Annotated in this window: 14 protein-coding genes; 12 read left to right on the forward strand and 2 right to left on the reverse strand. The window is 69.4% G+C overall.

What is annotated here, in order from left to right:
* Positions 1–354 precede the first annotated feature (354 nt).
* Together QSK15_RS03845 and QSK15_RS03850 are read right to left on the reverse strand one after the other, a co-directional pair.
* Positions 355–1218: a glycosyltransferase gene (locus QSK15_RS03845; RefSeq protein WP_285792912.1), complete on the reverse strand. Its 864-nt coding sequence runs from the start codon at positions 1216–1218 to the stop codon at positions 355–357.
* Positions 1157–2380 carry an MFS transporter gene (locus QSK15_RS03850; RefSeq protein WP_285792913.1) on the reverse strand — a complete coding sequence of 408 codons (1224 nt, stop codon included), beginning with the start codon at positions 2378–2380 and terminating at the stop codon, positions 1157–1159. The genes QSK15_RS03845 and QSK15_RS03850 overlap by 62 nt, the downstream gene beginning before the upstream one ends.
* 560 nt (positions 2381–2940) lie before the next feature.
* On the opposite strand from QSK15_RS03850, the gene QSK15_RS03855 reads away from it, so the two are divergent.
* The 12 genes from QSK15_RS03855 to QSK15_RS03910 are packed head-to-tail and all read left to right on the forward strand — an operon-like array spanning position 2941 to position 13953.
* On the forward strand, positions 2941–3645 hold the full coding sequence (locus tag QSK15_RS03855) for a 2OG-Fe dioxygenase family protein (RefSeq protein WP_285792914.1): 705 nt from the start codon (positions 2941–2943) through the stop codon (positions 3643–3645).
* 17 nt (positions 3646–3662) lie between these two features.
* Positions 3663–3848 carry a hypothetical protein gene (locus tag QSK15_RS03860; protein ID WP_030329330.1) on the forward strand — a complete coding sequence of 62 codons (186 nt, stop codon included), beginning with the start codon at positions 3663–3665 and terminating at the stop codon, positions 3846–3848.
* The gene (locus QSK15_RS03865) at positions 3841–4719 is read left to right on the forward strand and encodes an ATP-grasp domain-containing protein (protein WP_285792915.1); all 879 of its coding nucleotides are present in this window, start codon (positions 3841–3843) and stop codon (positions 4717–4719) included. The genes QSK15_RS03860 and QSK15_RS03865 overlap by 8 nt, the downstream gene beginning before the upstream one ends.
* A complete protein-coding gene (gene argC, locus QSK15_RS03870) occupies positions 4716–5744 on the forward strand; it encodes an N-acetyl-gamma-glutamyl-phosphate reductase (protein WP_285792916.1) in 1029 nt (342 codons plus the stop codon). The genes QSK15_RS03865 and argC overlap by 4 nt, the downstream gene beginning before the upstream one ends.
* A complete protein-coding gene (locus QSK15_RS03875; protein WP_285792917.1) occupies positions 5735–7582 on the forward strand; it encodes a M20/M25/M40 family metallo-hydrolase in 1848 nt (615 codons plus the stop codon). Before argC ends, QSK15_RS03875 begins: the two co-directional genes overlap by 10 nt.
* A complete protein-coding gene (locus QSK15_RS03880) occupies positions 7582–8355 on the forward strand; it encodes a thiamine pyrophosphate-binding protein (protein ID WP_285792918.1) in 774 nt (257 codons plus the stop codon). Before QSK15_RS03875 ends, QSK15_RS03880 begins: the two co-directional genes overlap by 1 nt.
* Positions 8355–9260, forward strand: a complete 906-nt coding sequence (locus QSK15_RS03885; protein ID WP_285792919.1) for a transketolase family protein — start codon at positions 8355–8357, stop codon at positions 9258–9260. The genes QSK15_RS03880 and QSK15_RS03885 overlap by 1 nt, the downstream gene beginning before the upstream one ends.
* Positions 9260–10141 carry a family 3 encapsulin nanocompartment shell protein gene (locus QSK15_RS03890; RefSeq protein WP_285792921.1) on the forward strand — a complete coding sequence of 294 codons (882 nt, stop codon included), beginning with the start codon at positions 9260–9262 and terminating at the stop codon, positions 10139–10141. Before QSK15_RS03885 ends, QSK15_RS03890 begins: the two co-directional genes overlap by 1 nt.
* Positions 10138–11040, forward strand: coding sequence for a sulfotransferase (locus tag QSK15_RS03895; protein ID WP_285792922.1), 903 nt, complete (start codon positions 10138–10140; stop codon positions 11038–11040). The genes QSK15_RS03890 and QSK15_RS03895 overlap by 4 nt, the downstream gene beginning before the upstream one ends.
* Complete coding sequence (locus QSK15_RS03900; RefSeq protein ID WP_285792923.1) at positions 11040–11822, forward strand: SDR family oxidoreductase; 783 nt, start codon at positions 11040–11042, stop codon at positions 11820–11822. Before QSK15_RS03895 ends, QSK15_RS03900 begins: the two co-directional genes overlap by 1 nt.
* Positions 11819–12709: a sulfate adenylyltransferase subunit CysD gene (cysD, locus tag QSK15_RS03905; protein WP_285792924.1), complete on the forward strand. Its 891-nt coding sequence runs from the start codon at positions 11819–11821 to the stop codon at positions 12707–12709. The genes QSK15_RS03900 and cysD overlap by 4 nt, the downstream gene beginning before the upstream one ends.
* A gap of 2 nt (positions 12710–12711) precedes the next feature.
* A complete protein-coding gene (locus QSK15_RS03910; protein ID WP_285792925.1) occupies positions 12712–13953 on the forward strand; it encodes a sulfate adenylyltransferase subunit 1 in 1242 nt (413 codons plus the stop codon).
* Positions 13954–14009 lie beyond the last annotated feature (56 nt).

The following is a 14009-nucleotide window of genomic DNA, read 5'->3' on the forward strand; positions in this document are numbered from 1 at the left end:
ACTCGTCGGAACCAGTGACGGGAGAGCGCACAATTCGTGTCCGCTCTCCCGATAGGCTGAACGCGATCCCGCCCTTCCGCAGTTCCTTTATATTCGTAGCAGCAACGTACTCCGGCGGCGGTACCGCATTAGCGTTCTCAGGATTACTCAATACATTCTGTGGAACTGCTCATCAGAACGGGGATTTACTACTGAGGAGATTTCGCCGAGTCGGCAGAAGTGCCATGGGGCGAGAGGGCGGAAGTCGGTGGACACGCGAGCGCGCCGGCCGGTGTCGCATTGACGGTGGCCGGCGCGCAGGGGGCGCCGCGAAGGTACGTGGCCCGTGCGGGCCGCGTACCAGCTGCGATCAGGTCAGTGGGTCAGCTTCCTGCCCCGGATGACGTCGTTGATGACGAAGAAGTTGATGGTCGGGACGATGTCCAGCAGTCGCGTGATGGGGGTGTCGTACTTGCGGGCCATGTACTGGTAGTTGGCGACCGCGTCGGCGCCTTCGCCGTCCCGGGCGTGCGGCCAGTGCAGCGACACCGCGTCGCGGTTGAGGAACATGCGGGCACCGTCGCGGTGCAGTCGGTAGCCGAGGTCGACGTCCTCGCCGCCCCAGGCGCGGAACGCGTCGTCGAACATGCCGACCCGCCGTAGCTGTTCGGTGCGCACCGAGGAGTTGAACGTCCAGTACATGAGCCAGGGTGCCGGCGCGGCGGAGAAGTCGTCGCCCTCCCGGATGAAGAAGTCCTCCCTGATGTCGGGGTGCAGGCCCTTCTCGCGCCACTGCTCGATGGTGCCGTCCACATCGTTGACGTCGAGGTCGGCCAGGACCTCGTCGGCATTCTCGTTGTTCAGGCTGTAGCCGAAGACGTACCCGCACACGGCGACCGGTTCGCTGTGGGCCTCGTGGGTGGCGAGGTGGACGCGCAGGAGGCTGGAATGGGCCATCACTCCCGCGTCCATGAAGACGGTGATCTCGCCCTCGGCGTGGCTGATGCCGAGGTTGCGGGCCCCGGCGGCCCGGTAACCCTCGTCCTCCTGGAAGAAGTAGCGAAGGTTCATCTGGTCCATGTACTTCTTCACGACGTCCGCGGTGTCGTCCGACGATCCGTCGTCGACCACCAGCACCTCGTAGTCGTCGTGATCCAGGTCCTGGTGGACCAGGGACTCAAGGGTGAGCTGCAGAATGTCCGACCGGTTGTAGGTCGGGATTACGACGGACAGTTTCATGGCCTCTCCTCTTCTTGCGGGACATTTCGTGGAAGGCGAGCAGCGCGAACGCGGCGGCCGTCAGCAGGCCACCGAACAACGGGATGATGCGGACCCCGGCCGTCGCCAGCAGGCCCGCGCCGATGAACGAGCCGGCCGCGAGACCGAAGTTGAACGCGACGCTGAGGCTGGCGGACGCCATGTCGGTGGTCGACGGGGCCACCTGCATGATTCGGTGCTGGATTCCCGCGATCAGCGAACTGAACGACATGCCCGCCACGGCGAGCAACGGGATCGTCAATATCTTGCTCGAACCAACCCCGTAGAGGCCGAGCATCGCCGCGGTGATGAGCCCGAGCAGGCCCAGCACGACACCGAGTGGGAACCGGTCCAGGACCCGACCGACCGCCCAGGTGCCGGCGACGCCGAACGAGCCCTGGACGAAGAGCAGCAGGCCGAGGGATGCCGCGGCGAACCCGCTCACGTCGAGGAGGAACACGGTCATGTAGGTGAACGCGCCCATGGCGCCGGTGACCGCGAGGATGGTGGCGACGAGGAGCACCACGAAACGCTGCCGGTCCGGCATCGGCCCCACGTCGCTCGCGCTCTGTTGCGGTGCGACGCTCCTCGGCAGGAGCAGGGCGACCGCGATGCAGGTGACGAAGCCGAGGGCGGCCATCGCGACGAAGGCGGTCCGCCAGCCGGCCTGTCCGCCCAGCCAGGTGCCCAGCGGTACGCCGAGGACCGGGCCGAGAGCGTTACCTATCGACAGTCTCGCCACGATGCGGCCCCGGATGTTCTCGGGGAACATCGAGATCGCCACGGGGAACACCACCGCCCAGAAGACGCCGTTGGTGATGGCGGAGACCAGCCGGGCGGCGAGCAGCACCTCGTACGAGGTGGCGAGGGCTGACACCGCCGTCGCCGCGGCGAACACGCCGAGGGCGCCGGCGAGCAGCGGACGTCGGGGTACCCGTCGAGTGACCCGGGTCAGCGGAAGCGCCACGATCATGACCACCACCGCGTACCCGGTCACCAGCAGACCGGTTTCCGACCTGGAGCGTCCCAGGTCCGGCGCGATCAGCGTGAGCAGACCGATCGGAAGCACTTCGGTGGTGACGTAACAGAAAGTGGCGGCGGACAACGCGGCGAGGGCATAGACCGCGCGTCGTTGGTGCACCATGGCTACCTCCCAATTCCTGGACAAGGTGTAGCAAGAAGTCGCCACGCAAGCGGTACACAACAGACACTCGTTCGTCTCGACGGCGCTACTCAACCGCAGGTCCGCTTACGTGATACCGGCTAACCGGGTTTTGAAGGTAGCATATCCGGACCGTCATCCCTCGCCATGTCCACACTAGAGATGTTTGTGCACCTCAACTACGTGTCGGAGCGGCGCGCGTGATGGGGGGCAAGTCGGCTAGCTACTACCGATAGTCGACTGGCAGGAAGCTTTGCTGGTCTGGCCGGGTCTGAGCGCAGAGTGCGGCGGCCGGCCTACGCGGGCGGGCGTCAGTGGACAGTGCGGGCGAGGCCGGCCAGCACGACGCTCGCTGTGCCGCCCGACGGCTTGCGAACCCGTCGGCTCGCGAACCCGCCGGCGGCAGCTCGACGCACAACGGCGTGGGTGGCGGCTCAAACGGGTTCTGGGTGCCATTTACCGAGGTCTTGAGTGGAGCTCAGTCGGGTGCAGAGTACCGCCCCGCGAGTACGTTCATTCCTGGATAAGAAGGGAGGCACGCAATGCCTATCAACAATTTCGCCCTGCTCCGCGCGCAGGACATCGTGAAGAACGGGTGGGCCCACGAGCAACTACCCGTTTCCGTCAGTGACGGGTGGTATGAATTCGCGAAATTATGGGAGGACCTTCCGATCGACCCGTACGTCCAACCGAGCCACCGGACACGCCGATACCGCCGGTTGGGGCGGCTGCTGGGACGCGCCGGAGGTGGCCTGGAAACGCTGCCCGCCCAGCCGTTCTACCAGGCGACGGACGTGAACCGGGTCTACGGTGGACAGGCCAGGCAGTTCGCGCCGATCACGCCGGAGGCGTACGAGAACGCGAACTTCCAAGCCGTCATCACACACGACCTGGGCTCTGTCGGCCGTGCCAGCGGAATTGACAGCGACTGGTTGATAACCGTCCACATGATCCGTGTGACGGCCGACAGTGAAGGCACTTCGGCACCGGCCCCGGAGGGGCGGCACAGCGACGGCCACGACTATGTGGCCATCCATCTGGTCGGCCGGCAGAATTGTGCCGGTGGCATCAGCCGTGTCTTCCGCAAGGGTGAGAACGAGCCGTTGTTCGAGCACGCGATGGTGAATCCGATGGAAACCATTCTGCTCGACGATCGCGCAATGGAACACGAAGTTACCCCGATCGGACCCGAGGGTGCGACAGTCGCGACCCGCGACATGATGATCATCGATTTCGAGCGAGCCTAGTCTTCCGGAGGGATCCCATGTCCAATCTGACCACCGCACCGGTCTGCCTGGAGTGCGACACCGAGGTCGTCGTGTCGACCGAGGCGGAGCTGGGCGACATCCTGTCGTGCCGCGGCTGCGGCCAGGAACACGAGGTAGTCGAGGTCACGCCCGCGATCCGGCTCGACCGCGCACCGGAGATCGAGGAGGACTGGGGTGAGTGAGACGGCCGATGTGCTGGTCTCCGTGACCATGGTGCGCCCGGAGGAGCGGCTGCTCCTGGGGGCGCTCCGGGCGACCGGGCTGACCGCGCAGTCGGCGCTGCCCCGCCATACCGCCGCCATTCTCAACAACGCCGCGCCGCGGCCCCGCATGGTGCTGCTGCGCAACGTGTCCCACCGGGAACTGGCCTCGATGGCGGCCCGGTTCGAGCACGCCGACATCGAGACGCTGAACACGCCGCACGCGGTGCGGCTGTGTCTCGCCAAGGACCTCCAGGCGATCGCCTTCGCCAACCACGACGTCCCGCACCCGACGACGCACGTCGCGTTCACCGTCGAGCAGGTCCGTGCCTACGTCGACGAGCTCGGCGGGGACGCGGTCGTCAAGCCGATCAGCGGCTCGTGGGGACGCGGGATCGTCCGCATCACCGACGAGGCGCAGTTCGACGCCTGGGCCGGCGGCCGGGAGGCGTTGGACCCGGCCGGCAAGGAGTTCCCCGTCGTGGTGCAGCAGTACGTCCCCAAGCCCGGCTTCAACGAGCGGGTGCACGTGGTGGGGGACCGTCCGATCGTTGCCTACCGCCAGGTGGGTGCCGGTCTGCGCACCAACACCCACCAGGGCGGCGCCGTGGAGCCCATCCCGATCTCGGACCGCGCCCGCGAACTGTGCGCCCGGGTCGTGGCGTGCTTCGGCCCCGGGTTCTACGGCGTCGACCTGGCCGAGTCCAGGGAGACCGGCGAGATGTACGTGCTGGAGGTCAACACCAACCCGGACTTCGCCCAGTCCTCGAAGATCCACGGCGTCGACATCGCCGGCCACGTCGCCGCGTACGTGCGCGACGCGGTGTTCGCACGGGCGGGGGTGGCGGCGTGAGCGAACACATCAGCGCCGCCGTCCTCGGCGGCAGCGGGTTCATCGGAGCCGAGCTGATCCGGCTGCTGGCCGCCCACCCCCGGGTGGTGCCGACGTTCGTGTCCTCGGCCCGGCACGCCGGTCAGCGCGTCGGGCAGGTCGTGCCGGGGTTGCGCAACACGTCGATCGGCGGGCACCACATGCGCAAGCTCGACGAGATGCCGGACGTGGACGTCGCGTTCGCCTGCCTGCCCAACGGCGTACTGCCGTCCGTGCTCGACGACGTGGCCAACCGCGCCAAAGTCGTGATCAACCTGGCCGGCGATTACCGGCTGCGCCAGACGGACCAGGTCGAACGCCACTATCCCGCGTCGGCTGGCGGCTGGCGCCAGCCCATCCCCTACTACATCCCTGAGTTCGCGCCCACCCCGACAGAGCCGGTGCTCAACCTGCCGGGCTGCATGGCGGCGGCCACCATCTACGCGCTCTACCCGCTGTTCAAGGCTGACCTGGCGGCGGAGGACGTGGTGGTGGACGCCAAGTCGGGGTCGAGCGGCAGCGGCACCGGCAGTGTCGAGCATCCGGCCGTACGCGACGGGAACGTCCGGGTGCACCGGCTGCACGGGCACCGGCACGCCCCCGAGGTGCGCCAGGCCCTCAACGACCTGACCGGTCGGGCTCCGGACCTGCAGTTCTCCACCTTCAGCCTGCCGGTCGCGCGCGGCGTCATGGTCTCGGCGTACGGGCGGCTGAAGCCCGGTGCGGGGGAGAGCGACGTGCGCCGGGCGTTCGCCCGGGCGTACGCCGACGCGCCGTTCGTGCGGGTGGCGGCCGGGCGGTCCCCGATGGGGATGCCGATGCTCAAGACGGTCGTGGGCGCCAACGTCGCCGAGGTCGCGGCGGCGGTGTCCGGTGACCGCTGGGTGGTGGTGTCCGCCCTGGACAACCTCATCAAGGGCGGCGCCGGCCAGGCGGTGCAGACGGTGAACCGAATCCACGGAATGGACGAACGGCTAGGACTCCCGGAGGCCGGCGGATGGCCGTGATGAATAACGAGGCGTTGGCGGGGATCTTCCCCTACCGGCCGCTGTACGTGGTCAAGGTGGGCAGTTCGAGCCTGCGTCACGCCTCCGTCTACGACGACCTGGCCGCGCTGAGCGCGGGCGGTGCCCGGCTGTTGCTGGTCGCCGGCGGCGCGGCCGACATCGCTGACTACTACGCCGGTATCGAGCGCCCGATGCGGATGCTGCGACTGGCCTCCGGCGACGAGGTGCGCTACTGCCCGCCCGAGGAGATGCCGCACATCGTCGCCGCGTACGAACAGCTGACCCTCCCTCGGATCCGAGAGAACCTGGGCCAGCGTGAGTTGACGGTGTTCGCCGCGACGGCCACGCCGGAGGGGCTGGTCACGGGTACCCCGAACCGGCCGCTGCGGGTGGTCGAGGGTGACCGGCAGCGGCTGGTCCGCGACCACCGGGCCGGCGCGGTCTCCGCGGTGGACGTGTCGCGGCTGCTTTCCCTGCTGGACACCTTCGACGTGGTCTGCGTGTCACCGCCGGTGACCGCGAGCGACGGCGGCGCGCCGATCAACGTCGATGCCGACGTGCTCGCCGCCGAAGTGGCGAACGCGCTCGACGCCGATCACCTGCGCCTGGTGACCGGCACCCCGGGCCTGCTCGCCGACCCGTCCGACCGCACCAGCACCCTGCCGCACCTGTTCCGTGGCGAGGGAATGACGTACGCGGGCGGACGGATGCGGCAGAAGGTCCGGGCGGCGGAGCTGGCCCTGAAGGGGACCGCGGACGTCGCCATCACCGGCCCGCACACCGCCAACACCCATGGCGGTACCCGGTTCTGGCGCGCCGCCGCACCAGAGCCGGACCTGGACCTGCTGACCCGCATGGTGGAGATCTCCTCGGTCTCCGGCGGCGAACGGGAACTGGCGCTGTACCTGCTGAAGTGGCTGACCGAGAAGGGCGTGCACGCGGTCATCGACCCAGCCGGCAACCTGGTCGCCACGCGCGGCAGCGGGCCGCGCCGGCTGCTGATGGTCGGCCACCTGGACACCGTCCCCTACCGCTGGCCGGTGGCCTGGGACGGTGCCGCGCTGACCGGCCGGGGCTGCGTGGACGCCAAGGCCAGCCTGGCCGTGTTCCTGCAGACGCTCGTGGAGTTCGAACCACCCGAGGGTGTCACGGTTCGGGTGGTCGGCACCGTGGAGGAGGAGCGGACGGCGTCCGGATCGCTCTACGCGCGTGACCACTACCCGGCGGACGCGGTCATCATCGGCGAGCCCAGCGGCGCCGGCGCGGTGACCATCGGCTACCACGGCGTCTGCAAGGTACGGATGGATGTCGCCCGGACCACCGGTCACACGGCGGGCAAGGAACGGCGGACCGCCGCCAGTTCCCTCGTCGACCTCATCGGCGAGGTCGAGGCCGAGGTCGGCAAGTGCAGTCCGGAAGCGTTGTTCGCGGTTCTCAACCTGGCCTCGGGCGGCTCCGGTGGCACGCAGACCGCCTCGGCGGTGCTGGATGTACGGGTCCCGCCAGGAACCGAACTGGACAGCATGCTGTCCGTCTTCGAGGACGGTGAGCTGCTGCTCGCCACGCCACCGGTGAGCACACCTCGGACCGATCCGCTGGTACGGGCGTTCACCCGGGCGCTGCGCGCGGCGACCGGTGACGCCCCGCGGCTGCTCGCGAAGAAGGGCAGCAGCGACATGAACACGCTCGCCACCCGGTGGCGCGGCGTTCCGATGGTGGCGTACGGGCCGGGAGATGCCCACCTGGACCACACGCCCGACGAGCGGCTGCCAGCCGACGAGTACCGACGGGCGCGGACGGTGTTGTCCGCTGCCGTACGGGATTGGTGTGTGCGGTGATGGACGAGATCGATCTGCTTCGCGAACAGGCCAGCCAGGCTCGCCGGCTGGTGGTCGACATGGCGGCCAGCGAGGTCGGCTGTCACCTCGGCGGCAGCCTCTCGGTGGTGGACATCCTGGTCGCCGCGTATGCCGTTGCCCGGTCCCAGCCGGGCACGGAGGTCGTCCTGAGCAAGGGCCACGCGGCGGCCGCCCTCTACGCGGTGCTGCACGAGGTCGGCGTCATCGAGGAGAACCCGGCGCCCCGGTACGGCCGCGCCGGGTCGCCCTACACCGGACATCCCGGCCCGAAGGTGCCCGGCGTCCGGTTCCCCACCGGCAGTCTCGGCCACGGGCTCGCGTACGCGGTCGGCTGGGCCCTCTCCCGACGGTTGCTGAACCGTCCGGGCGGGGCCATCGCGGTGGTCGGTGACGGTGAGTTGCAGGAGGGCCTGGTCTGGGAGGCGCTACAGGTGGCCCAGGCCAAGCGGGTCGGCGGGCTCACTGTGGTGGTGGACCTCAACGGTGGCCAGAACGACGGTTACGTCTCGGACATCTCGCCGCTGACCGACCTGCCGGCCCGGCTGGCCGCGTTCGGGTTCGAGGTGGCCGAGGTCGACGGGCACGACATCGAGAAGTTGGTGCGGACGATGGCACCGACCGACCGGCCGCTCGCGGTGCTGGCCACCACCGTGAAGGGCAAGGGCGTGCCGGCGACCGAGGGCAAGGCCGGCTCGCACTACGTGAAGATCAGTCCCGCGCGGGCGCGGCAGTGGAAGGCGGCGATCCGGTGATGACGGCCACGGTGTCCGCGCGGGAGGCGTACCGGCTCGAGCTGACCGAGCTGGCCGCAGACGACCCGCGCATTGTGTGCCTTGAGGCGGACCTCGGCGGCCCCAAGCACTGTTTCCAAGATCAGTTTCCCGACCGGTTCCTGAACCTCGGCATCGCCGAGGCGTCCGCCGTGGACATCGCGGTGGGCCTCGCCTCCGCCGGGCTGCGGCCGTTCGTGAGCACGTTCGCCACGTTCGCGGCGCTCCGCGCGGGGGAGAGTGTCAAGCTCGGCCTCGGGTACCTCGGGGCTCCCGTGGTCCTGGTCAGCCCGTACGGCGGGGTGTCCGGCGCGTGGTTCGGGCCGACCCACCACTGCCTGGAGGACCTGGCGGTGATGCAGAGCCTGCCGGGTGTGCGGATCGCCGTACCCGCCGGTGAGGCCGAGACCCGCGAGGCGATCCGGGCCGCCGCCGACGGCGACTGGCCGTGCTACGTGCGGCTGGGCCGCAACGAGGTGTTCGATGCGTCGTTCGCCCCGGCCGGCCGGGGCGCTGTCACCTGGTTGAACCCGATGGGTGGTGACACCTGCGTCGTATCCATCGGGGAGAAGCCGACGGCACTGTGCCAGGCCGCCACCGAGCAGCAGCCGGACCTCGGCCACGCGCACCTGTGCTGGGTGGACGAGGAGAGCCTGACGCTCGCCCTGCCGCAGCTGGCCGATGCGCGACGGCTGGTCGTCGTCGAGGAGCACCGCGCCGCCGGCAGCGTGGCCTCCACCCTCGCGCTGCTGCTGCCCGACCGCGAGGTGCTGAGTGTGAACGCCGGCGCCGACTGGCCGGCCGAGGGCGGCAACCACGACGAGACACTCGCCGCGTTGGGGCTCACGACATCCGCGGTTCTCAGCGCTGTCCTGAAGGGGAAATGATGACCACCACGATGCAACCCAGCGCCAGCGCGCTGGAAGTGACCCGACAGACGCTTGCGGACCCCACGCTCGCCCGACGCAGTCCAGGTGAGGAATTCGCCATGTCGGTCGCCCGGGTGCAGAACGGCGACGACGTGGCGGTGCCGATCCGGGCACACCTGACCGCCTCGTTCCCGCTGTTCAAGAGCCGCCCGCGCTACACCGTGCGGCACCTGTTGAAGGTGGCCTCGGTCTCCGACCAGACGCTCGCCTACGTACGCGAGGCCCCGAAGAACGAGTACGGGAACGCGGGCACGGCGTACGCCAGCACCCCGGAGGCCACCTTCGAGCCGACCGTCGAGTACGCCGAGCTGACCGAGCTGAGTGTGTCGGTGCCGCTGCCCGCCGACCTGCGGCACGAGCCCGCGTTGCTCGCCGCGTTCATCGACTACCGGGTGCTGGTCCGGATGGGCGTGGTGGAGAACCAGGCCCTGCTGCACGGCACCGCCGACGGTCGGATCGCGGGGCTGCTCAAGCTGCCCGAGATGCGCAGGTCGACCATTGGCGGCGACCTCGGTGCGGCGTTGACCGCCGCGGCGGGGGCGGTCGAGGAGACCGGTGGTTCCTGCGACGGCGTCGTCGTGCACCCCGCCCACTACTGGGACCTGGTCCGCGACGGGCTGCTCGGCCGACTCGCCGAGGCCGGCATCAAGGTCTCGCGTACCCGGATGATGCCGCGCGGTCAGGCGCTGCTCGGTGATTTCCGGGCCGCCGTGACGCTGCTCGACCCCAGCCGGTCGTCGCTGACGCTGCACGGCGACGTCGTCGAGGCCCGCACCTCCGTGGGCCTGGCCGTGCACCTGCCCCAGCACTTCCTGCTGTTGACGGACGGTCAGCGATGAAGGTCATCTACATCACGGGCTGGCTGCGTAGCGGCAGCACCATTCTCGGGAACGTCCTCAACGAGTTGCCCGGCGTGCTGCACGCCGGCGAGCTGCACTACCTGTGGAAGAACGGCCTGCTGGACAGCGGCACGAACTCCCTGTGCGGGTGCGGCGAGCAGATCCGGCAGTGCACGCTGTGGTCGTCGGTGATCGCCACGTTCGGCGACGCCGAGCCCACCAAGCTCGCCCGCCAGATGATGTCGGCGCAGCAGGCCGGCCTGCGGACCCGGCACACCCGCGCCCGCCTCGCCGGTACGCCCGCGCACGTCACCGCGGTCCTGGACCGCACCGTCGCGGTCTACCGGGAGCTGGCGCGGCGGGGCGCGGAGCGGGCGGTGGTGGACAGCTCCAAGTACCCGGCCGAGGCTGCCGCTCTGCTGCGGCGCTCCGATGTGGACGCAAGGGTGCTGCACATCGTCCGTGACCCGCGGGCCACCACCTACTCGTACCAGCGCGGCAAGCGGTACATCGAGCCGATGAGCCCGGCCCAGAGCACGGCGAACTGGGTGGGCTTCAACGTGGCCTCCGAGTACGTCGGCCGGGCCGCGGCGGGCCGTTATCTCCGGATCCGACACGAGGACCTGACCCGGCAGCCCCGGGAGGTGCTGGCCGATGTGCTGCGTTTCGCGGGGCTCGACGACGAGCCACCGGTGACCGAGGAGGGCAAGGTGACCCTCGGCACCAACCACACGGTCACCGGCAACCCGGATCGGCTCGGCCAGGGCACGGTGTTGATCCGGCCCGACGACCGCTGGCGTACCGAACTGCCGCCGTTGCCCACCGCCACGACCACGGCGCTCGCCCTGCCCCTGCTACGCCGCTACGGGTATCCGACGCTGGCGCGAAAGGTGGCGTGATGGATCTCGGATTGTCCGGGCGGACGGCGCTGGTGGCCGCCGCCAGCAGCGGCCTCGGGCTGGCGGTCGCTCGCGCGTTGGCGGCCGAGGGCGCGAACGTGTCCATCGCGGCCCGCGACCCGCAGCGACTGGCCGCGGCGCACAAGCTGGTCGATGAGGCCGGTCCTGGGCAGGTGCTCTCCGTCGAGGTGGACGTCCGTGACGACGCGGACGTGACGCGCTGGGTGAACCGGACGGCCGAGGAGTTCGGCGCGCTGCACGTCGTGGTCACCAACTCTCCCGGCGTGCCGCACGGCCAGGCCGACACGTTCACCGTGGACGACTACCGGCAGGGCGTCGAGGGGTCGTTGCTGCCCCACATCTCGATCACGTTGGCGGCCCTGCCACACCTGCGCCGGGCCGGTTGGGGACGGATCCTGCTGATCACCTCGGAGGCCGTACGTCAGCCGCTGCCCGGAACCGCGATGTCCGCGACCGCCCGGTTGGGCGTGCTCGGTTTCGCCAAGGGCGTGGTCCACGCGGTCGGCGCCAGCGGTATCACGGTGAACGTGCTGGCCCCCGGCGTGCATCAGACGCCGGCCTTCGACGGGTTCGTGGCGGCGCGGTCCGCCGTCGACGGCGAGGCCGCGCTCAAGGAGATCATCGCCGAGGTGCCGCTCGGCCGGGTCGGGCAGCCGGCGGACTTCGGTGCGCTCGCCGCCTTCCTCGCCAGCGAGCAGGCGGGCTTCGTGACCGGCACGGTGCTGCTGGTCGACGGCGGAAACACGCGAGGTGTCACATGAGTCTGGAAATGCTGGAAGCAGAGTCGATCCACATCATCCGCGAGGTGGCCTCCGAGTTCGAGCGGCCGGCGCTGCTGTTCTCCGGCGGCAAGGACTCGATCGTCATGCTCCGTCTGGCGGAGAAGGCGTTCCGGCCGGCACCGATGCCGTTCGCGTTGGTCCACGTCGACACCGGGCACAACTTCCCGGAGGTCCTCGACTACCGCGACAAGCGCGTCGCCGAGCTGGGCGTGCGGCTGATCGTGGCCTCGGTGCAGGACTCGATCGACTCCGGGCGGGTGATCGAGCAGACCGGCCGCCGGGCCAGCCGCAACCGGTTGCAGACCACCACGCTGCTGGACGTCATCGCCGAACACCGCTTCGACGTGGCGTTCGGCGGAGCCCGACGCGACGAGGAGAAGGCCCGGGCCAAGGAGCGCATCTTCTCCTTCCGGGACGAGATCGGCCAGTGGGACCCGAGGAACCAGCGCCCGGAGCTGTGGAACCTGTTCAACACCCGCATCCGGCCGGGCGAGCACATCCGGGTCTTTCCGCTGTCCAACTGGACGGAGCTCGACGTCTGGCGCTACATCGCCCGGGACGAGCTCGACGTGCCGCCGATCTACTTCGCGCACCGGCGGCGAGTGTTCGAGCGGGACGGCATGTTGCTGGCCGAGAACCCGTACCAGGCGCCGGACCCCACTGAGGTGGTGTCCGAGGAGACCGTGCGGTACCGGACGGTCGGCGACATGACCTGCACGGGAGCGGTCCTCTCCGGCGCGCGGACGGTCGCCGACATCATCCAGGAGGTGGCGACCACCAGGATCACCGAACGCGGCGCGACCCGGGCGGACGACCGGACCAGCGAAGCCGCCATGGAGGACCGCAAGCGGGAAGGGTACTTCTGATCATGGACATCCTCCGGTTCGCCACCGCCGGCTCGGTGGACGACGGCAAGAGCACACTCATCGGACGGCTGCTCTACGACTCCAAGTCCACCTTCACCGACCGGCTCGCCGCGGTCGAGGACGTCAGCCGTCGGCGTGGCGACGAGTACACCAACCTCGCACTGCTGATGGACGGCCTGCGGGCGGAACGTGAGCAGGGCATCACCATCGACGTGGCGTACGGCTACTTCGCCACGCCCAAGCGCAAGTTCATCCTCGCCGACACTCCCGGCCACGCCCAGTACACCCGGAACATGGTGACCGGCGCCTCCACGGCGGACCTGGCCATCGTCCTGGTGGACGCGACGAAGGGCATGGTCGAGCAGAGCCGTCGGCACACGTTCCTGCTCGGCCTGCTGGGCGTGCCGCATCTGGTGGTCTGCGTCAACAAGATGGATCTGGTCGGGTACGACCAGGGCGTGTTCGACAGTATCCGGGCGGAGTTCTCGGCGTTCACCACGAGGATGGCCACGAGGGACGTCACCTTCGTGCCGATCAGCGCGCTGCACGGGGACAACGTGGTGAGTCGGTCAACCGAGATGCCCTGGTACGAAGGCACCTCGCTGCTGCACCACCTGGAGAACGTGCACATCGCCTCGGACCGCAACCTGGTCGACGTCCGATTCCCGGTGCAGTACGTGATCCGCCCGCAGTCCAGTGCCTGCCCCGACTACCGCGGTTACGCCGGTCAGGTTGCCGGTGGGGTGCTGCGCCCCGGTGACGAGGTCATGCACCTGCCCTCCGGGCTGACCACCCGGGTCGCCGCCATCGACGGTCCGGACGGGCCGGTCGACGAGGCCACGCCGCCGATGTCGGTGGTGCTGCGGCTCGCCGACGACCTGGACGTGTCCCGTGGGGACATGATCTGCCGGCCGCACAACGCGCCGGCCGTGGTCCAGGACATCGACGCCATGGTGGTCTGGATGAACGAACGGGCCCTCCGACCGCCGGCTCGGTTGCTGCTCAAGCACACCACCCGAACCGTGCGCGCGGTCATCCGGGACCTGCACTACCGGCTCGACGTCAACACACTGCGGCGCGATCCCGATCCGACCGAGTTGCGGTGCAACGAGATCAGCCGGCTCCAACTGCGGGTGACCCAGCCGCTGTTGTGTGACTCGTACTCCCGCAATCGGCTCACCGGTTCCTTCATCCTCATCGACGAGGGGACGAATCACACGGTGGGTGCCGGCGTCATCAACTGACGCCCGACACATCGTCCGAGCCCGCGGCCGTCCCCACCAGGGAAATCTGGTGGGGA

Origin of the sequence: Micromonospora sp. NBRC 107095, assembly GCF_030269705.1 — a bacterium.
Lineage (GTDB): Bacteria > Actinomycetota > Actinomycetes > Mycobacteriales > Micromonosporaceae > Micromonospora > Micromonospora parva.